The organism is Pradoshia sp. (assembly GCF_051873915.1).
Classification (GTDB): Bacteria; Bacillota; Bacilli; order Bacillales; family Pradoshiaceae; genus Pradoshia.
Genome location: NZ_JBJEFJ010000131.1, coordinates 1 through 17,781 on the forward strand (window position 1 = coordinate 1; position 17,781 = coordinate 17,781).

The window sequence follows — 17,781 nt, forward strand, 5'->3', positions numbered from 1 at the left end:
CCAAAACTTGCCCCTCCTTCTCCATCCCAACAAAAAAACACCCGCTCAAAAAGCGGGTGCCTCAAATTCATTCCTATCAAACATTCAAAAAGCTGCCGACTTTTTCTTCATCTAGCAGATTGCCGACAAAGAAGGAGCCGAATTCGCCGTAGCGGGCGCTGACTTCGTCGAAGCGCATTTCGTAGACGAGTTTTTTGAATTGGAGCACATCGTCTGCGAAGAGAGTTACGCCCCATTCGTAGTCATCGAAGCCGACGGAGCCGCTGATGATTTGTTTAACTTTGCCTGCATATTGGCGGCCGATCATACCGTGGGAGTACATAAGCTTCCGGCGTTCTTCCATAGAGAGCATGTACCAGTTGTCGTTGCCTTGGCGGCGTTTGTCCATTGGGTAGAAGCAGATGTGCTTAGCTTTCGGCAAAATTGGGTATAGACGAGCACGGACATGTGGATTTTGGTAAGGGTCTTCGTCAGAGTCTTTCGCCATGTAGTTGCTTAGTTCCACAACGGATACGTATGAGTGTGCTGGAATTGTGAAGTCGGCGAGTTTGGTTTTGTTGAATTCTGTTTCGATTTCGTTCAGCTCTTCCATGGTTGGACGCAAGAGCATCAACATGAAGTCGGCCTTTTGTCCGACGATTGTATAGAGAGCATGACTGCCTTGTTGGTCAGCTTGCGTTTTGTTCCATTTTTCGACAAGGTCGAGGAATTCTTTGACGGCGGCAGTACGCTCGTCGGCGGGTACCATTTTCCATGTTGCCCAGTCGATTGTGCGGAAGTCGTGCAGGCAGTACCAGCCGTCCAAAGTTTTTGCTGCTTCACTCATTGTTCAATCATCTCCTACTAGTATTTCGTTGATTTCTTTCCTTAATATATCATAATGATTCCAATATTTTCTCTTTTCACGTTTGTGTCAAATTAGTGAAGTTGGATTTGTATGCGTTTCCAGTAAAAAAGTAGAGAAACCTAAATGACAAATCAGGTACGATAGTAGTATCCTAAGTAGAGTTACATTTAGAGGAGGACATAAGGAAGATGAGTAATTTATTTACAACTTTACAAGAAAAGGTTTCCGGCCATAACTTGCGTATCGTATTCCCAGAAGGGTTGGACGAACGTATTTTAGAAGCAGCTGGCAGATTGGCTGCTGATAAGACAGTTGTGCCTGTTTTAATCGGGAATATTGAACAAATTACTGCAAAGGCTAGTGATATGGGGGTTTCTGTTGAGAACATGGAAATCTACGATCCGGCTAATTATATAATGATGGATGAATTGGTAGCGGCTTTTGTTGAGCGCCGTAAAGGGAAAGTGACAGAAGAGCAAGCGCGCCAAATTCTATTAGATGAGAACTACTTCGGTACAATGCTTGTGTACTTAAATAAAGCAGACGGTCTTGTCAGCGGTGCGGCCCACTCAACAGCTGATACGGTTCGTCCAGCGCTTCAAATCATCAAGACAAAACCAGGCGTGAAGAAAACTTCTGGTGTCTTCATCATGGTTAAGGGCGATGAGAAATATGTATTCGCGGATTGCGCAATCAATATTGCTCCTGACAGCCAAGACCTTGCGGAAATCGCTGTTGAGAGTGCACGTACTGCACGCATGTTCGACCTTGACCCGCGTGTGGCTATGCTAAGCTTCTCTACAGTTGGTTCTGCTGTATCTGAAGAAACAACAAAAGTGGCAGATGCCGTGAAGCTTGTGAATGAAATGGATCCGCAAATGATCGTGGATGGAGAAATGCAATTTGATGCAGCGATTGTTCCATCTGTTGCGGCTGCGAAAGCACCTAACTCTCCATTACAAGGAACAGCGAATGTATTCGTATTCCCAAGTCTTGAAGCAGGTAACATCGGCTACAAGATTGCACAACGTTTAGGCGGATTCGAGGCGGTTGGTCCAATCCTTCAAGGGTTGAATGCACCGGTTAACGACCTTTCCCGCGGATGTAATGCAGAGGATGTCTACAATCTTGCGTTGATTACGGCTTCTCAAAGCTTGGCTCGATAAGATAATCTAGAATAGAAGAACGAACAAGAACGGCGTCTCAATTTCCAGCAGACGCCGTTTTTTTGAAGGGAAGAGAAGGATGAGCTTGTTAAGACAAGGTACATGGAGAATCATTGACCATAGCACATCAGGACTCTATGTGCGGGCGCTTGATTCGTTCGCGACAGATGATACATTATGCGCAGCTGTAGGCGGCGGGCTGTCTCCGGCTGTAGCAAGAGCATGGGTTCATAAGAAAACAGTCGTCATGGGCATCCAGGATGGGCGGCTTCCGTATTTGCAAAAGGGGATTGATTATGTGCATAGTCAAGACTATGACTGCATAGTCCGCAACTCTGGCGGCCTTGCTGTCGTGCTTGATGAGGGGGTCCTCAACCTGACGCTCGTTTTCCCGGAGGAGAATGGGAAGATTGGCATCAACAAAGGGTATGATGCGATGTGGGAGCTCATTTGCCACATGTTCCGTGATTTTGATCAAGAGATTGAGGCGGGTGAGATTGTCGGCTCGTATTGTCCGGGAAGCTATGATCTAAGCATTCATGGCAAGAAGTTTGCTGGCATTTCCCAGCGAAGAATCCGCGGGGGAGTTGCTGTGCAAATTTATTTGGATGTGTGCGGAAATGCGGCAGACCGTGCTGCACTCATCAAGGAATTTTATGCACGGGCGCGCGGAGGAGAGGAGACGAAATTTGTCTATCCAGAGGTTAATCCTGCTGTGATGGCCTCCCTTTCCGAGCTTTTGGAGGTCAATCTCACAGTAGAGGATGTAGTCGGACGCTTCCTCCAATCAATCAAGAGTTTCTCTGATGAACTTGTGAGCGGGGGATTAAGCGGGGAAGAACGTCCTGTTTATGAGTCGTATTTAGAGAGAATACAAGAGCGAAATGAGAAGCTTGGCATTTGAGGATAAGGGCAGTCACTGTCCTTATCTTTTTTTTGCCCCCAAAATAAAAACCAGTTCACAGAATCGGAACTGGTTTGAAGGGGTTTATTCGGCAATTTTCTCAAGATTTCCGTTGCGGTCCATCTTGAATTTCGTTGCTTGGCGCTCTTCTTCTTCAAGAAGGGCAAGCTTACGGGCACGATTCATGATGTTCATGAGTGTTTCATAGTCTTCCTGGATCGTATGTGTGTTCTCTTGTACATTATCAAGCTTATGCTGGAGCTCCCGGTTTCTCTCCTTTAAATCACGCATTTCAAGCTTTAAACGATCATTTTCAGATTGCAAGGCTTGAATCTTCAGGCTGTCTCCGTCGTATGTTTGCAGGAAGGAAATAACGTCTGCCATGGTGATCTCTTGCTGCTGATAGTCATTCACCATCGGGAAGAAGCTTGGCTGCTCAATGATTGGCTCTTGAGCTGTAATAGGTTCTTCATGGACCGTTGGTTCGACATCCATTAATTCATCTTCCATGGCTGTCGTGACCGTCTCGAAATCTCTTAGGGATGGCACAGGTGGTTGATAGAGAATTTTCTTCTTGCCGCCTTGGTCCTTTCCTAGCAGACGCTGGCGTTGTTTTCGCTGCTTGCGGGCCAATTGCAGGGCTTTCTCGTAATTATGGCGAACTACCGCGTTCCAGCGGAATCCGCAGGCTGCTGCCGTCCGGTTCAGCTTGTCGCCGACCTCATCAAATGCATTTAATTGCGTGCTGCCTTCCCGAACATGCCTTAATACGGTCTCAGCCAGCAGCAAGTCGTTTTCTTCTGTCCACGCATCTTGTCTAACTTTCATGTCTACAACTCCCTTATAAAAAATAAATTTGCAAATTATGGTTCTAGCATGGGCATATAAGAGAGTTTTTATACAGGTTACTAGATTTTTTCGTTGCCTTATAGACTGTACATCCTTCTTGCAAACACGAATGTGTGAGTGATACAATACGCTTTAGGTCCAATAGTCCTGCATTTTTAGGGGCTAATTTTTTGGTAAGAAAGGATAGACGGTCATGTCGAATGAATTTAGGGTATGTGACGACTGTCAAGCCACAAACTTAAAAACATTGCTGCCAAAATTAAAAAAGGTTGATCCAGATGCAAAAATCGAAATTGGGTGCCAGTCCTACTGTGGACCGGGGCGCAAGAAATCCTTTGCCTTCGTGAACAACCGTCCGGTGGCTGCCCTGACAGAAGATGAATTGATTGAAAAGGTGCAAAAGAAGATTAAATAATACAGAAGCCGTACTCCGAATTTGGGGTGCGGCTTCTTTTCATAAAATCGTCGCTGTGAACCATACTAAGAGGAATCTTAGATGGGGAAGGGGATCGAATGAGGTTTTTACTGATAATTGCTGCAGCCTTTATCTTCGGAGCGGGATTTTCTCCGTTTCATGACAGGGAAGAGATACCGGATCTGCTGATTACAGAGGTTTCCCCGAGCGGGAAGCAGTATGAATATATCGAGATCTACAATAATACGAGCGAGCCGGTGAATCTTGGTGATTATGCGCTTCGCTATTTGGCAATGGATGAAACGATGCGCACTTGGGATCTGAAGGAGCGGACGATGGTACCGCCAGGCAAGGCCGCTGTTTTATGGCTTACGAAGGATCGCCCGTCGGCTGAATTTAAGAAGCATTACAAGATGGATGTCGAGCTTTTGGCGACCATAAAAGGGTCCTTGAAGAATAAGGGCAAGAATACGCTCGTCCTTGCCACTGATACTGGGGCTGTCGTCTCCTATGTTTCATATGAAACTGGAAATACACATTTCCGCCACTCAGGGAAGAAAAAGAAGCTAAAGCAGCTCGATGAAACGGCTCCGTCGCCTGGCAGGGTCACGCATGAGCAAGTACCGGACAAATGGAATGAAAAGCAGGCAGGAGCGCAATTGACCCTTGCACCAATTAGTCTTCCAGCTGAAATCCCTGAACGGACAGACCTTGAGCTTGAGGTGGAGGTAAAGGGACGAGAGCAGGCGAAGAGGGTGGAAATGTTTTATAAACGGGCGCAGGATAAAACGTATTCCCGCGTCAATTTCACCATGAAAACATTGGAGACCTTCCAAGGAAACATCTCACGTTATGACATCTACGGTGCCCAGCCAAATGTGCAGTACTTTTTCGAGTTGTCAGATGGTTTAGGAACGACAACTCGCTATCCGGCTAAGGGGTTTAAGACCATTAAGGTCGGAAATCCAGCGATGTACAAGTCTGTTAAGCCGGGGCTGTCTGTTCAGGATAATACCATTTTGCGTGGTGTAAAGAAGATTCAGGTACATAAGCGTTGGGCGGATGAACAGCTGAATTTAACATTGGATAGCATGCCGCTTCCCACGCAAAAAACATTAGGAAAGCCAGCTGCCTTCGTATTTGAGGGGCTTGGAATTGATGAGCGGAAGAAGAGCGCCATCTTTGTCGGAAAACAATTGATTGCCTCGCTTGCACCGACAGAGGGCGAGTACCAGCCATATGAAATATCGATTCCGCTTGAGACGCTGAAGCCCGGGAAGAACCGGATTGCCATCCATACCGGAACGAAAAGGGAGGTGTACCGCTCAGGAAAGGTCGCAGATGTGAAGGAGGCAGACCGCTTTACGGTCAAAAATAGTAAACTGCTGCTTGATGATGGAACAATTATTCGGCCAAAGATGGTCAAAAGTATCAATGCAGAAGGGGATGAGTTGAAGAAGGCTTACCGGGATGAACATCCTTGGGCACTTGGGAAGAAGGGCGTACTCATTCAAGTATTTGAGTTCCATATCTCTGCCGATAAATTTAAGACGTTGCAAGCAGAGATTGATACATCGGCTTATGAGGATGGAATCCATCTCATTAAGGCAGAAGGGGAAGCGGAGTATGAGGCACAAACCGTCTTCGATAATTCGCCGCCGAAGCTCAATCCAGTCACCCCTGAGAAGGGGAAAACCTATAAAGGCACCTTTACGATTACTGCCAACCCGGAGGATAAGATCACTTCCATCGCATCAGTGAAGGGGTATTTAGACGGAAAAGAAATCGAGCTGCCGTACACCACCTCCTCCGGCAAGCTGAAGAAAGGCAAGCATACCGTTCGATTTGTAGCGACAGATGCGGCAGGTAATCGGGCAAAGAAAACAATCCCGTTTCGAATTGTTGAGGAGACACCAATCATCTCTGGGCATATCAGCCCGAAAAAGGGGGAGAAGGACGTCTCCCTTCATCCTTCTTTAAGTGTGAAGGTGGAGGACCCAACCGATGATAAGCTGCTGGCGAAATTTTATGCCGGCCATCGGTATGATGCGGCAGGCGGGCAAATGAAGGCTTACACAAACATTGCAGCTGAGGAGCCGCCGAAGGGATTGACGACAGAACGAGAGGAACCTGTGAAGAGACGGCAACTGAGACGAATCTCCAAGGTAGATGGGAAGTATTGGACCACTGAAGCGGATTCTGGCTTCCCGTATCAGCGCTATCAGGTAAAAGTAGCTGAACCCGGATCTGCCCTCAAAGAGGTGGAGCTTGAGTGGGTTGGACATTCCCTCCAGGGCAGGCGGGTGACTATGTATGCTTGGAACAGGCTTCAGTCAAGATGGGATGCCCTCGTTTACGGCTATGGGGAGGATGATTTTACCCTGCGGTCAAGCATTGAGCCGGAGACTTATATGAAGGATGGGCTGGTCGATGTGCTTATCCAGGATAAGATTGTTGATGAAGTGAATCGGCCGTTTAATCTTGTCTGGATGTCGGATACCCAATATTATTCTGAGACCTTTGCCCATGTGTTTCCGGTCATGACAAATTGGATCCGTATTCAGAATCAGCTAGGGAATGCCGAATATGTCATCCATACAGGTGACCTCGTCAATGTCCGCTGGGATAAGGAACAATGGGATGTGGCCGACCGTTCGATGAGCATTCTTGATGAGAATCGTATTCCATATGGAGTCTTATCCGGCAATCATGATGTCGGGAATCTTGTTCATGATTATCGTAATTATGCCCGCTATTTCGGCAAGCGGCGCTTTCATGAAAGCCCGTTCTACAATGGGACGAAGCAGAATCGAAACCATTATGACCTGATGTCATTTGGCGGTCATGATTTCTTATTCCTCTATTTAGGCTGGGGCCATGAAACCAGCCGGGAGACACTTAAATGGGTCGACCGTGTGCTGCGCCATTATTCGGAGCGGAATGTCGTGCTCGCTGTCCATAATTATTTGGATGATGAGGGGAGCCGAACCTATAATGGCAAGCAGGTCTTCAATAAAATCGTTCGAAGGTATGACAATATCAAGCTTGTGCTTGCGGGCCATATCCCAGGTGCCAGCCGGCATACCGCCGAGATCCCGGTGAAGGACAGGCCTGGACATGTGCGCAAGGTGTATGAGATGCTTGCTGACTATCAAAGCGGTCCTGAAGGCGGTCAAGGCTATATGAGGATGCTGCACTTTGACCCTGCTCATAAGCGGCTGAGCGTAAAGACGTATTCACCTTATCTAGATGACCATAATTTCTTTGAGCCGGAGAAGGATGAATTCACCATTGAAGGGCTTGAATTGAACCCAATCCATAAGCAGGTTGCCACTGATTATATTGGCGTTAATGTCTACACGAACAAAGCAATCGGACGTGATTATGCGGGGAAAAAGAATCGAAAGGTGAAGGCTAAGCTCCGCGATTTAACTAAGGATACTGAGTACTTTTGGTATGTGGAGCTCAGTGACAGCTACGGCGGCTGGACGAGATCTCCGTTATGGAATTTCAGAACGAAAGAGTAAGGATTGCCTCCATGCAGGAAGCTGCATGGAGGTTTTTGCATGGCAAAAAAACCATTTTTTAAAAGGAGGCGAGAATATGTTTTTTAAATCAAACAAGCTATAATAAAAACATGATTGAGAAGGAAGAGGGAATCAGATGGAGTATTCTCTGCAGAAAATGAACGAAGAAAAAGTATTTAAAGACCCGGTGCACCGCTATGTGCACGTCAATGACCGCGTCATTTGGGACCTGGTCGACACGAAAGAGTTCCAGCGCCTGCGCCGCATTAAGCAGCTTGGCACGACCTATTTGACCTTCCACGGGGCCGAGCACAGCCGGTTCAACCACTCTCTCGGAGTATACGAGATTGTGAGACGGATTGTGGACGGTGTGTTTGACGGGCGGGAGCAATGGAATCCAAAGGACCGCCTATTATCCTTATGTGCGGCTCTCTTGCATGATTTAGGCCATGGACCGTTCTCACATTCGTTTGAGAAGGTATTTGAAATGGACCATGAAATGTTCACGCGTAAGATTATCCTCGGCGATACAGAAGTCAATGAAGTGCTCAGAAGAGTGAACGAGGATTTCCCGAAGGAAGTAGCGGAGGTCATTGCGAAGACGCATGCGAACAAGCTTGTTGTCAGCTTAATCTCAAGTCAGCTTGACGCCGACCGGATGGATTATTTGCTGCGCGACGCCTATTTCACAGGGGTCAGCTATGGCCAATTTGATATGGAACGTATTCTGCGCGTGATGCGTCCGACAGAGGAGCAGGTCGTCTTCAAGCAAAGCGGCATGCATGCGGTAGAAGACTATATCATGAGCCGCTATCAAATGTACTGGCAGGTCTATTTCCACCCGGTTACGAGGAGCGCAGAAGTCATTCTGACGAAGATCCTCCATCGTGCCAAAGAGCTTTATAAAGAAAATTACCACTTTAAACACGAACCATATCATTTTAATTCCTTATTTACCCATACGGTTACTCTTCAAGACTACCTGAAATTGGACGATGCTGTTATGCTATATTACTTCCAGCAATGGGAAGAAGAAGAGGATCCTATCTTAAGTGATCTATGCCGCCGGTTCAATAACCGCGATTTATTCCAATATGTTGAGTTCACGCCATCCAATAAAGAGATGAAGAAGCTTCTTGAATTAACGCAGTTATTTGCGAAGGCAGAGCTTGACCCAGACTATTATTTAGTGCTCGACTCGTCATCTGACCTTCCATATGACTTCTACCGTCCAGGTGAAGAAGAGGAACGGGTACCAATCTATCTGTTATCGAAGAAGAAAGAGCTGAAGGAGCTGTCCCGTGAATCGGATATCGTGGATGCCATCTCCGGTAAAAGGCGAACAGATCATAAGCTCTATTTCCCTGCCGATATGCTTGGGGACATGTCAACACACAGGCAGGAGAAAGAAGAAATCAAGCGAATACTCGAGTGGGAGTAATATACACAAAAGAGGTGAAGAATGGTGTTAAAGGATCATGCACGCATCCTTTCAGCCATAAATGCAGCAGGGCATATTGCTGGAAGAAAAAAGCTTCAAAAGATGATCTTTATATCAAAGAAACTACAATATCCATTTCATGAGAAATTTGAATTTCATTTTTACGGGCCATACTCAGAGGAATTGACACTAAAGATTGAGGAATTGCGCAATCTCGGGTTAATTGAGGAGCTGAAGGATAAGGAGAACGGATACCTTCAATATGATTACTCATTGACCGATGCCGGACACGAGTTCCTGACCTTGTATAAGGACAGCCTTGATGAGCGTCTTGCCCTCTGTCTGAAGGAGCTTAACGGAAAGCCCGCCCGCTTCCTTGAGCTTGTTTCAACGGTCCTTTTCTTTGACCATTTAACGAAGCCGGAGGTCATTCAGAAGATTCAAGAGCTGAAGGCAAAGCAGAACTATACGGCTGAGGAAATGGAAGAGGCCTTTATCTATGTCAGCCAACTGATGGAGAACAATAAGCCATTATCCATGAATTCATAAAGTAAAAAGAATGGAGCAGTCTCTGCTCCATTCTTTGCCATCAGGCTTTATTGGTCGCTTAAGCGCTTACCGCCAGGGGCATAATGGTTTTTGGACATTTCTTCAATGAAGACCGTAATATTTTCACGCGGAGCACCCGTAGTTTCAGAAACCGCCTCCGTTACTTTTTCACAAAGGGCTTTCTTTTGCTCCTCAGTGCGTCCTTCAAGCATCTTTACAGTCACAAATGGCATGGATATTCCTCCTTGGTTATCATGGATATGGGATTAGTTTTTCATAAATAGAAAGAGAAAGCAAGCTGGCCTCTTAAATCTAATGGAGGCAAGCCGAAAGGGAGATGTTTGTGGATTTTCAAAATATCATCACCAACTTACCGTATATGCTTGTCACGCTGGCAATTGCCTTTACGGTACATGAATATGCCCACGCCTATGCGGCCTATAAATTTGGTGATCAAACAGCAAAGAATCAAGGGCGGCTGACCTTGAACCCGCTCGTACATATAGACCCGATTGGGGCCATCTTTCTAATCCTATTTGGATTTGGATGGGCTAAGCCGGTACCTGTGAACCGATTCTTCTTCAAAAACCCGCGTTTGAACGGAATTATCGTCTCTATCGTAGGGCCTTTAAGCAATCTCGTACTCGCGTTTGTGGCGGTTTTGATTGTTCTTTTCATCCAGCAGTTCAATCTCGGAATGATGATCCCAGATTTTATCTTCAAATTCATTAGCATATTCATTAATATCAATGTGTTGCTGTTCGTGTTCAATTTATTGCCTTTTCCTCCATTAGATGGGTATCGTATAATAGAGGACCTTGTCAACCCGGATTTGCGGGCAAAAATGACGCAGTACGAGCAATATGGGGTACTGATCTTCCTTATTCTTGTCATTACGCCGCTTGGCAACTACACGATTGACCCTATTCTCTATAATCTTGTACCGAGCATCCGGGATGCATTATATTCGATTTTATATTAAAAGGAGGCTTCTGATTGGACCATGAGCCAAGAAAAGAAAAAACCAACCTTCAATATTATTAAAAACAATCCGACAGACGGCCATAAAGGATACGGTATCGGCGCACTCAGCCTTGAAAATGTCTCGCCTGTCTTCGTTGATGTAGAAGAAAAGAGAGCATTCGTCGATATCGGTGCCATGCATGCGCGCAGTGAAATCGAAAGACGAATCAAATTCCTGCCGAACAAAGAAGAGGTGCCAAACGGAAAGCCATACTGGCTCGTCTGGGTAACGATTGAACAGGCGCCGACTGGTGCTTACTATGCCGGTGTAACAGCCTGTGAAATGACCGTTGACCAAGAAATCCGCCGCGGGTATAAATCCTTGCCGGAGCATGTAAACCGTATGGATAAATCCCTTAAACGGCACATCATCGTTGACCATATGGACGACAGCTCAAAGAAAGTCCTCGCCGACTTCCTTAAGAGCCATAATGAAGACCTATGGAACAATTCCTCAGACGAATTGAAGCAGCAACTAAATGTGTCAGAAATGTGAACTTGGTGGAAGGAATTAGGCGGCTAATTGGCATATCACTTGTCGCCTGCAACCAAAAAAAGTAAACTAAAATCACGTGAAATTGTACATTCACGTAGAACTAGGACACGAAAATCCCCGAACCGAATACCGGTTTGGGGATTTTTGTTTTATTAGAGCGGAGGGAATTAAGATGGATATCGTCCTATATGAAAATACGGAGCATGCTGATTGGAATGAGATGAGAGAGATCTACGCCTCCGTAGGCTGGACAAAGCATACAAATGAACGCATCAAGCATGTATTTGAGGCAAGCAATGTGATGGCAATCGCGAAAGCAGACGGGCGCATCATCGGCTTTGGCCGCGCTATGTCCGACGGAGTGTTTAACGCAGCTATTTATGATATAGTCGTTCATCGTGACAATCAAGGGATGGGTGTCGCCAGAGCAGTCATGAAGAACCTGCTTGAACAGCTGAAGGATGTCTCCTGTGTTCATCTGCTATCAACAACCGGCAATGAAGACTTCTACCGCCAATTTGGCATGAGAAAGCTAAAAACAGGGATGGGGCGGTATTTGAACCCAGCATTGGCGAATCAATATTTAGAGGAATAAGAGCAGGCACAGGCCGCTATAATCAAAACAGCGTAATTAAATCTGTTTTTTCATGAAGTTTCTCTTAAAAAATCAACATTCCTTTCAAAAACCACCTCCAGCTTGTCCATTTTTAATTTCTCAGCGCCGCAGGGCGGTGATTTTCAAAAGGGATTTTCTCAAAAAGGTGATTTAAGAGCGAACGGCAAGTTTTAAGGGCGGAAACCTGGTCGTTAGGGAGAAAATATAAGAGTAAGGGCGACAATCTAACCGTAAGGGCGGAAATCCTAGGTTAAGAGCGAAAATGCTAGATTAAAACGAAAACCCAAAAATAAAACCGCCAATCCCAAACTCGGGATCAGCGGTTCCTCATCCTAAACTCCATGCTTAAACGGCCAAAAGCGTTTATACCAAGGCTGTTTCTCTTTATCTGTGCCAGAATTCTGATCAGTACTATCTTCAGTATGTCCGTGGAGCGGGCAAATTTCCTTCGGCTCGCTGCCTTTCTTGAAATAGGTCATCCTCTTCACCGGACAGTTTTCATCGGCAAGCATGCCTGTGACGGGGTCAATTTCTACGCCGATTACGCCTTTTGGCTGTTTGAAGTCGGTGACAGGCTTGTCCTCATGGGAGGATTCCATGAATTCGGCCCAGATTTGCTTAGCGGTTGTTTTATCGTATTTGGTTTCAAGCTTGCGTGATTGGTCATAGCCGGCCCAGATGCCGGTTGTCAGCTGCGGCGTGAATCCAATCATCCAGCTGTCGTATTCCGTTGAACCGGATTTGCCGGCATAGGGCCGGGATAGCTTCGGGATGATGGAGGAGCCGGTGACAGAGGCGTATCCATTTAATTTTTCATCAAAGACGCCGGTGAGCATTTGCGTCATGACATAGGCATTGGCTTGATCCAGTGCTTTTTTCTTCTTCGGCTTGCGTTCATATAGAGTGCTGCCATCACGATCAAGGACCTTTGTGATGAAGAAGGGCTTGACCTTCTTGCCGCCGTTCGCAAAGTAATTATAGGCATTGGCCATCTCAATCGGCTTAACACCAGATGTACCAAGGGCGAGCGATGGCACCTTCGTCATTTTGGAGGTGAGGCCGAATCGCTTTCCGGCCTTGACGAGCTCCTCCTGACCGAGGAAGAGATGGGTTTTGACCGCATAAATATTGTCCGATACAGCAATCGCCTGGGCCATCGTGATGGCTTCATTGGCATAGTGATTGCGGAAGTTATGCGGCGTATAGCTGCTTTTCCCTTCATCATAGGAGAAGGTTGTTTCCTCGCTCCTCATCGTTGTGGAAGGGGTGAAGCCTTTTTCAAGGGCTGTGTAATAGAGGAGCGGCTTAATGGTTGACCCCGGCTGGCGCAGCGATTGGGTTGCACGGTTATAGGCGCTCTTTTCATAATTGGTTCCGCCAATCAAGGCCTTTACTCCGCCGCTTTTAGGATTCATGGCAACGAGGGCTACCTGCAGCTCGCTCTTATCCGGGATATGAGCGGTCACGATGTCCTCTGCCTTTGCCTGCTGGGCAATGTTCAATGTTGTATAAACGGTCAAGCCGCCGGCGCGGATGAGATCCTCCCGCCCCTGCAGGACTGTACGAAGCTCCTGGTTCACTGCATCAAGGAAGTAGGGGGCCTTCGCTAAATCCTCTGTATCAAGAGAGCCATATAAGGCGGTATGCTGGAATGCCTGCTGTGCCATTTCACCTTGGGCCTTCGTAATAGCACCGGTTGCCTCCATGGAGCGGAGTACAATTTCCTGGCGCCTTTTTGCATTCTCAGGTGAATGAATCGGCGAGTAGAGGCTCGGCCCCTTTGGGATGCCGGCAAGGATGCTGGCCTCTGTTAAGGTCAGGTCACTTGCGTTTTTGTGAAAATAATAATGGCTCGCGGCTTCAATGCCATACATGCCGTGCCCATAATAAATCGTATTCAAATATCCTTCTAGAATCTCATTCTTCGAATAATGTTCCTCCAGCCTTAGTGTATAGAATGCTTCCTTTGCCTTTCGTGTCCATGTCTTCTCCGACCCAAGGAAGAGGTTCCGGGCGTATTGCTGTGTAATCGTGCTCGCACCTTGAACCTTCGCGCGCGCAGCCACATCTTTAATGACCGCTCCGGCAATTCGCTTTAAATCAAACCCGTGATGGGAGAAAAATTGGCGGTCCTCCACGGCAATCGTCGCATCAATTAAATAAGGGGATATCTGATCAAGAGATACCCAGTAACGCTTCTGTGCACCATGGCTTTCGCCAAAAGGCTGGAGGTCATCTGCTAAATAAACGGTTGTTTGCGGAACGGTCACCTCAGGTGCGCCTGCTATTTTGATGCCGGTCCAAATGGCGGCCAAGCAGACGAGGGAGACGGTCGTGACGAGTATGGTGCCAAATGTAATGGCACGGTAGATGAATCGTTTTCTTCTTTTGCGTTCGGTTCTGGACATATTCCTTCCCCCTTAGTCTCTGGTGTCAATTCATTCATTACCAGTAGTATGAAAAAAACGGGGCTGTTTTAAACAGAAATTTGGCTTTCGGGGAAAATCTTTACTTTTATATAGGATTGGACTATACTCTTTTAAGTTTGGAAGAAAAAGACGGCTAAGAATGCCTGCGGCACGTCCATACTACTAAAGAGGCATGACAGACCATGGTTTTTTAGGAAATATGGTCCGACAAGTTGCCAGACTGTTTTTCAATATCTTATACTTGTAGAATTGAGTACTAATACAAATCCCAGGGGGAATTCATTAAATGACCGAGGAAAAAAGTAACGCAGCTAAAGAGGTCATGGTGAGATTGAAGACGAAAATCGAACATGAGGACGATGTCGAGAATATCGAACTGGTCACTTTTGGGACATTGCACCATATGCCCAATGCCACATATGTCCGTTACATCGAACATGTAGAGAATAACGGGAAGATCAATACGACGGTGAAATATGATGGAAACGAAATGATCATCATCCGCAGCGGTGCAGTGAAGATGAAGCAACTGTTCAAAATTGGCTCCGTAACGGAAGGGTCATATGACAGCATTCATGGTACACTTGATTTATCGACACATACAAATGCCCTAAGTCATACCGTCAATAAAGAGACGAATGAGGAAGAATTCAAGGTCTCCTATCATTTATTTTTGCAGGATGAAAATGTGGGGCACTATCACCTTACATTAACGGTCAAGGAGGAAAAGAAGTAATGAATATCGTAACGGAAATTCAGGATCAAATTAAAGAAGAAATCAAACAGGCTGTCCTTAAAGCCGGCTTGGCGAAAGAAGAAGAAATTCCAAGCGTCATCCTTGAATTGCCTAAGGATAAAGCACATGGTGATTATTCAACGAATATGGCGATGCAGCTTGCGCGTGTTGCCAAGAAAGCGCCAAGAGCGATTGCGGAAGCGATTATTGAGAATTTCGACACAAGCAAGGCTTCTATCTCAAAGATTGAGATTGCAGGACCGGGCTTTATTAACTTTTACTTAGATAATAGCTATCTAACTGATTTGATTCCTACCATCCTTGAAGCAAAAGAAGCTTACGGGGAATCAAATGTCGGTAAGGGCGAAAAAATTCAAGTTGAGTTCGTATCTGCAAACCCAACAGGAGACCTTCATTTAGGACATGCCCGCGGAGCGGCTGTAGGGGATTCACTTTCCAATATCCTTGATAAAGCAGGCTGGGACGTATCCCGCGAATACTATATCAATGATGCTGGAAACCAAATCAATAATCTCGCCTACTCTGTTGAAGCACGCTACAAGCAAGCGCTTGGTCTTGATGCAGAGATGCCTGAGGACGGCTACCATGGTGAAGATATCATCAATATCGGAAAACGCCTGGCAGAGGAATTTGGCGATCAAATCCTTAGCAAGGGTGATGAAGAGCGCTTCAAGTTTTTCCGTGAGTACGGCTTGAAATATGAAATGGAGAAACTGAAGAAGGACCTTGAAAGCTTCCGCGTACCATTTGATGTATGGTTCTCTGAAACATCCCTTTATGAGGATGGCAAAATCATGCCTGCATTGGAGCTTCTCCGTGAGAAGGGCCATATTTATGAGAAGGACGGAGCAACTTGGTTCCGCTCTACTGAATACGGCGATGACAAGGATCGTGTATTAATCAAGAATGATGGCTCTTACACATACCTATTGCCGGATATCGCATACCATAAGAACAAGCTTGAGCGCGGCTTTGATAAATTAATCAACATCTGGGGTGCAGACCACCATGGTTATATCCCGCGTATGAAAGCAGCTATCCAAGCGATGGGCTATTCGAAAGATACGCTTGAAGTGGAAATCATCCAGCTTGTTCATTTGTTCAAAAATGGCGAGAAAATGAAGATGTCCAAACGTACAGGTAAAGCTGTTACGATGAGAGACTTGATGGAAGAGGTCGGCCTTGATGCGGTTCGTTACTTCTTCGCCATGAGAAGTGCAGATTCTCATATGGACTTTGACCTTGACTTGGCTGTGTCCCAGTCCAATGATAACCCGGTTTATTATGCTCAATACGCACATGCACGTATTTGCAGTATTTTACGCCAAGGGGAAGAGATGGGCATCACTCTTGATGGGGATGTTGACTACAGCCAAATCGGTTCTGAGAAAGAAATCGACTTATTGAAAAAACTTGGTGAGTTCCCGCAGGCAGTTGCGGAAGCGGCTGAAAAACGCATGCCTCACCGTGTGACAAACTATATCTTTGACCTGGCATCTACGTTCCATAGCTTCTACAATGCGGACAAGGTGCTTGACCCAGAGCATCCAGAGCGAAGCAAAGCGCGTCTTGCCCTTGTGCAGGCAGCGAAGATTACTTTGGCAAATGCCATGAAGCTGATCGGTGTATCCGCTCCGGAAAGAATGTAATAGACAAAAGACCATCCTCTTAGCGAATGCCATGGGATGGTCTTTTTATTTGAATCGAATTTTGCCGCCATTGATGCGCTTTACTCCCCTGATGGCTGCAAGGTCCTCAATTAATTTCTGCATCGCAATATTCTTGTTCTTTGCCTCAATGATAAAATCAATTTCTTGAATCCCGGTCTCCTTCACCAGCTGGATGAACGGGAGAATGAAATCCTTATCTACATCCGCTGCATGAGCCCGTATCTCTTTATCGGAACGGGGAGAGGAGATATGAATCTTCGGCTTCCAGCCACGACCTTCCCATGTTCTTAAAATACGAGGAAGGAGCGATTTTAGCTCTTTAGAGGATGGGTTAGCGATATGATGATGGTAGTCGAATAGAAGAGGGATTTCCTCATGCTCGCATACCTGCAGGGTTTCCTCGGCCGTATAGGTTTTGTCATCATTCTCAAGCGTCATTCGTTCCTTGATCTCGGCAGGAAGCTTCTTGATGTTTTGATAAAAGCGGCTGACAGCTGCTTTTTTATTACCATAGGAGCCGCCAACGTGAATATTGATTAAGGCACCCTCCGGCATACCCATTTCTTCGAGCAAGCGATAATGATAGTGCATATCCCAGACAGCCTTCTCCGTCACATCCTGATTGGGAGAGGTGAAGAGGGTGAAGGCATTCGGATGGAAGCTTACGCGGAGATGATGCTCCTTGACGAGCCTGCCAAGCTCAGCCCACTCCTTTTTGAAGGGAGTGAGATAATCCCATTTGACGTCAGGATGGGTGGCTAGCGGTACAATTGAGCTTGAGAAACGGTAAATCTTGATTTCTTTTGCAATATTGTAATGAAGAATCCGTTTAGTCGATTCAATATTCTGCTTCGTTATTTCGTGGAGCCTTTCTTTCTGCTCCCTCGGAGAAAGCCTGCTCCAGCGTGTATAGGTAATCGTCCTTGAGGGAGAGGATTCCCAGAGGTCTAAGGCGGTTGAGACATATCCAAATTGAATATCCATTATGGGCATCCTTTCTAATGGAAATAGTTTCAAAAATATGGAAATAGGGTAGGGGTAAATGATACATATCCAGCCATGAAGTTAGTATGGCGAGTTTTGCGTGAAATA

At 46.2% G+C, this 17,781-nt stretch carries 16 protein-coding genes; 11 read left to right on the forward strand and 5 right to left on the reverse strand.

Annotation, left to right across the window (positions count from 1 at the left end):
- Nucleotides 1-76: 76 nt before the first annotated feature.
- Nucleotides 77-826 carry a hydrogen peroxide-dependent heme synthase gene (gene hemQ / locus ACI35L_RS11650; RefSeq protein WP_049669269.1) on the reverse strand — a complete coding sequence of 250 codons (750 nt, stop codon included), beginning with the start codon at nt 824-826 and terminating at the stop codon, nt 77-79.
- A 209-nt stretch (nt 827-1,035) separates the two neighbouring features.
- On the opposite strand from hemQ, the gene pta reads away from it, so the two are divergent.
- Complete coding sequence (gene pta / locus ACI35L_RS11655; RefSeq protein ID WP_049669270.1) at nt 1,036-2,013, forward strand: phosphate acetyltransferase; 978 nt, start codon at nt 1,036-1,038, stop codon at nt 2,011-2,013.
- A gap of 79 nt (nt 2,014-2,092) precedes the next feature.
- Nucleotides 2,093-2,917 (forward strand): lipoate--protein ligase family protein, encoded by an 825-nt coding sequence (locus tag ACI35L_RS11660; RefSeq protein WP_439802940.1) that lies wholly within the window; start codon nt 2,093-2,095, stop codon nt 2,915-2,917.
- 84 nt (nt 2,918-3,001) lie between these two features.
- Here the strand turns inward: ACI35L_RS11660 and ACI35L_RS11665 are convergent, their stop codons facing one another.
- The gene (locus tag ACI35L_RS11665; RefSeq protein WP_049669272.1) at nt 3,002-3,745 is read right to left on the reverse strand and encodes an RsfA family transcriptional regulator; all 744 of its coding nucleotides are present in this window, start codon (nt 3,743-3,745) and stop codon (nt 3,002-3,004) included.
- A 214-nt stretch (nt 3,746-3,959) separates the two neighbouring features.
- Between ACI35L_RS11665 and ACI35L_RS11670 the strand changes: the two genes are divergently transcribed.
- From ACI35L_RS11670 to ACI35L_RS11685, 4 genes are all read left to right on the forward strand, one after another.
- Nucleotides 3,960-4,181, forward strand: a complete 222-nt coding sequence (locus ACI35L_RS11670) for a DUF1450 domain-containing protein (RefSeq protein WP_049669273.1) — start codon at nt 3,960-3,962, stop codon at nt 4,179-4,181.
- Between the two features lie 98 nt (nt 4,182-4,279).
- Complete coding sequence (locus ACI35L_RS11675) at nt 4,280-7,708, forward strand: lamin tail domain-containing protein (protein WP_439802941.1); 3,429 nt, start codon at nt 4,280-4,282, stop codon at nt 7,706-7,708.
- A gap of 136 nt (nt 7,709-7,844) precedes the next feature.
- Nucleotides 7,845-9,149 carry an HD domain-containing protein gene (locus tag ACI35L_RS11680; RefSeq protein ID WP_049669275.1) on the forward strand — a complete coding sequence of 435 codons (1,305 nt, stop codon included), beginning with the start codon at nt 7,845-7,847 and terminating at the stop codon, nt 9,147-9,149.
- A 24-nt stretch (nt 9,150-9,173) separates the two neighbouring features.
- Complete coding sequence (locus ACI35L_RS11685) at nt 9,174-9,698, forward strand: YwgA family protein (protein ID WP_439802948.1); 525 nt, start codon at nt 9,174-9,176, stop codon at nt 9,696-9,698.
- Nucleotides 9,699-9,745: 47 nt separating this feature from the next.
- On the opposite strand, the gene ACI35L_RS11690 is transcribed toward ACI35L_RS11685, so the two are convergent.
- Nucleotides 9,746-9,931 (reverse strand): 2-hydroxymuconate tautomerase, encoded by a 186-nt coding sequence (locus ACI35L_RS11690; protein ID WP_049669276.1) that lies wholly within the window; start codon nt 9,929-9,931, stop codon nt 9,746-9,748.
- 104 nt (nt 9,932-10,035) lie between these two features.
- Between ACI35L_RS11690 and ACI35L_RS11695 the strand changes: the two genes are divergently transcribed.
- The 3 genes from ACI35L_RS11695 to ACI35L_RS11705 all read left to right on the forward strand — a co-directional run bounded on the left by ACI35L_RS11695 (nt 10,036) and on the right by ACI35L_RS11705 (nt 11,812).
- Nucleotides 10,036-10,680, forward strand: a complete 645-nt coding sequence (locus tag ACI35L_RS11695) for a site-2 protease family protein (RefSeq protein WP_439802942.1) — start codon at nt 10,036-10,038, stop codon at nt 10,678-10,680.
- Between the two features lie 21 nt (nt 10,681-10,701).
- Nucleotides 10,702-11,217 carry a YwhD family protein gene (locus ACI35L_RS11700; RefSeq protein ID WP_049669278.1) on the forward strand — a complete coding sequence of 172 codons (516 nt, stop codon included), beginning with the start codon at nt 10,702-10,704 and terminating at the stop codon, nt 11,215-11,217.
- A gap of 172 nt (nt 11,218-11,389) precedes the next feature.
- Nucleotides 11,390-11,812, forward strand: a complete 423-nt coding sequence (locus ACI35L_RS11705) for a GNAT family N-acetyltransferase (protein ID WP_049669279.1) — start codon at nt 11,390-11,392, stop codon at nt 11,810-11,812.
- Nucleotides 11,813-12,165: 353 nt separating this feature from the next.
- On the opposite strand, the gene ACI35L_RS11710 is transcribed toward ACI35L_RS11705, so the two are convergent.
- Nucleotides 12,166-14,241 (reverse strand): transglycosylase domain-containing protein, encoded by a 2,076-nt coding sequence (locus tag ACI35L_RS11710; protein WP_439802943.1) that lies wholly within the window; start codon nt 14,239-14,241, stop codon nt 12,166-12,168.
- A 307-nt stretch (nt 14,242-14,548) separates the two neighbouring features.
- Between ACI35L_RS11710 and ACI35L_RS11715 the strand changes: the two genes are divergently transcribed.
- Entirely contained in the window at nt 14,549-14,998 is a 450-nt protein-coding gene (locus tag ACI35L_RS11715; RefSeq protein WP_049669281.1) for a DUF1934 domain-containing protein, read from the forward strand.
- A complete protein-coding gene (gene argS, locus ACI35L_RS11720) occupies nt 14,998-16,668 on the forward strand; it encodes an arginine--tRNA ligase (protein WP_049669282.1) in 1,671 nt (556 codons plus the stop codon). The genes ACI35L_RS11715 and argS overlap by 1 nt, the downstream gene beginning before the upstream one ends.
- Before the next feature lie 45 nt (nt 16,669-16,713).
- On the opposite strand, the gene uvsE is transcribed toward argS, so the two are convergent.
- Complete coding sequence (gene uvsE, locus ACI35L_RS11725) at nt 16,714-17,673, reverse strand: UV DNA damage repair endonuclease UvsE (RefSeq protein WP_049669283.1); 960 nt, start codon at nt 17,671-17,673, stop codon at nt 16,714-16,716.
- Nucleotides 17,674-17,781: the final 108 nt, after the last annotated feature.

What these genes read in the sequence shown, in the direction of transcription:
- hemQ (WP_049669269.1), bottom strand. Translation starts at nt 826, where the DNA reads ATGAGTGAAGCAGCAAAAACTTTGGACGGCTGGTACTGCCTGCACGAC.
- pta (WP_049669270.1), top strand. Translation starts at nt 1,036, where the DNA reads ATGAGTAATTTATTTACAACTTTACAAGAAAAGGTTTCCGGCCATAAC.
- ACI35L_RS11660 (WP_439802940.1), top strand. Translation starts at nt 2,093, where the DNA reads ATGAGCTTGTTAAGACAAGGTACATGGAGAATCATTGACCATAGCACA.
- ACI35L_RS11665 (WP_049669272.1), bottom strand. Translation starts at nt 3,745, where the DNA reads ATGAAAGTTAGACAAGATGCGTGGACAGAAGAAAACGACTTGCTGCTG.
- ACI35L_RS11670 (WP_049669273.1), top strand. Translation starts at nt 3,960, where the DNA reads ATGTCGAATGAATTTAGGGTATGTGACGACTGTCAAGCCACAAACTTA.
- ACI35L_RS11675 (WP_439802941.1), top strand. Translation starts at nt 4,280, where the DNA reads ATGAGGTTTTTACTGATAATTGCTGCAGCCTTTATCTTCGGAGCGGGA.
- ACI35L_RS11680 (WP_049669275.1), top strand. Translation starts at nt 7,845, where the DNA reads ATGGAGTATTCTCTGCAGAAAATGAACGAAGAAAAAGTATTTAAAGAC.
- ACI35L_RS11690 (WP_049669276.1), bottom strand. Translation starts at nt 9,931, where the DNA reads ATGCCATTTGTGACTGTAAAGATGCTTGAAGGACGCACTGAGGAGCAA.
- ACI35L_RS11695 (WP_439802942.1), top strand. Translation starts at nt 10,036, where the DNA reads ATGTTTGTGGATTTTCAAAATATCATCACCAACTTACCGTATATGCTT.
- ACI35L_RS11700 (WP_049669278.1), top strand. Translation starts at nt 10,702, where the DNA reads ATGAGCCAAGAAAAGAAAAAACCAACCTTCAATATTATTAAAAACAAT.
- ACI35L_RS11705 (WP_049669279.1), top strand. Translation starts at nt 11,390, where the DNA reads ATGGATATCGTCCTATATGAAAATACGGAGCATGCTGATTGGAATGAG.
- ACI35L_RS11710 (WP_439802943.1), bottom strand. Translation starts at nt 14,241, where the DNA reads ATGTCCAGAACCGAACGCAAAAGAAGAAAACGATTCATCTACCGTGCC.
- ACI35L_RS11715 (WP_049669281.1), top strand. Translation starts at nt 14,549, where the DNA reads ATGACCGAGGAAAAAAGTAACGCAGCTAAAGAGGTCATGGTGAGATTG.
- argS (WP_049669282.1), top strand. Translation starts at nt 14,998, where the DNA reads ATGAATATCGTAACGGAAATTCAGGATCAAATTAAAGAAGAAATCAAA.
- uvsE (WP_049669283.1), bottom strand. Translation starts at nt 17,673, where the DNA reads ATGGATATTCAATTTGGATATGTCTCAACCGCCTTAGACCTCTGGGAA.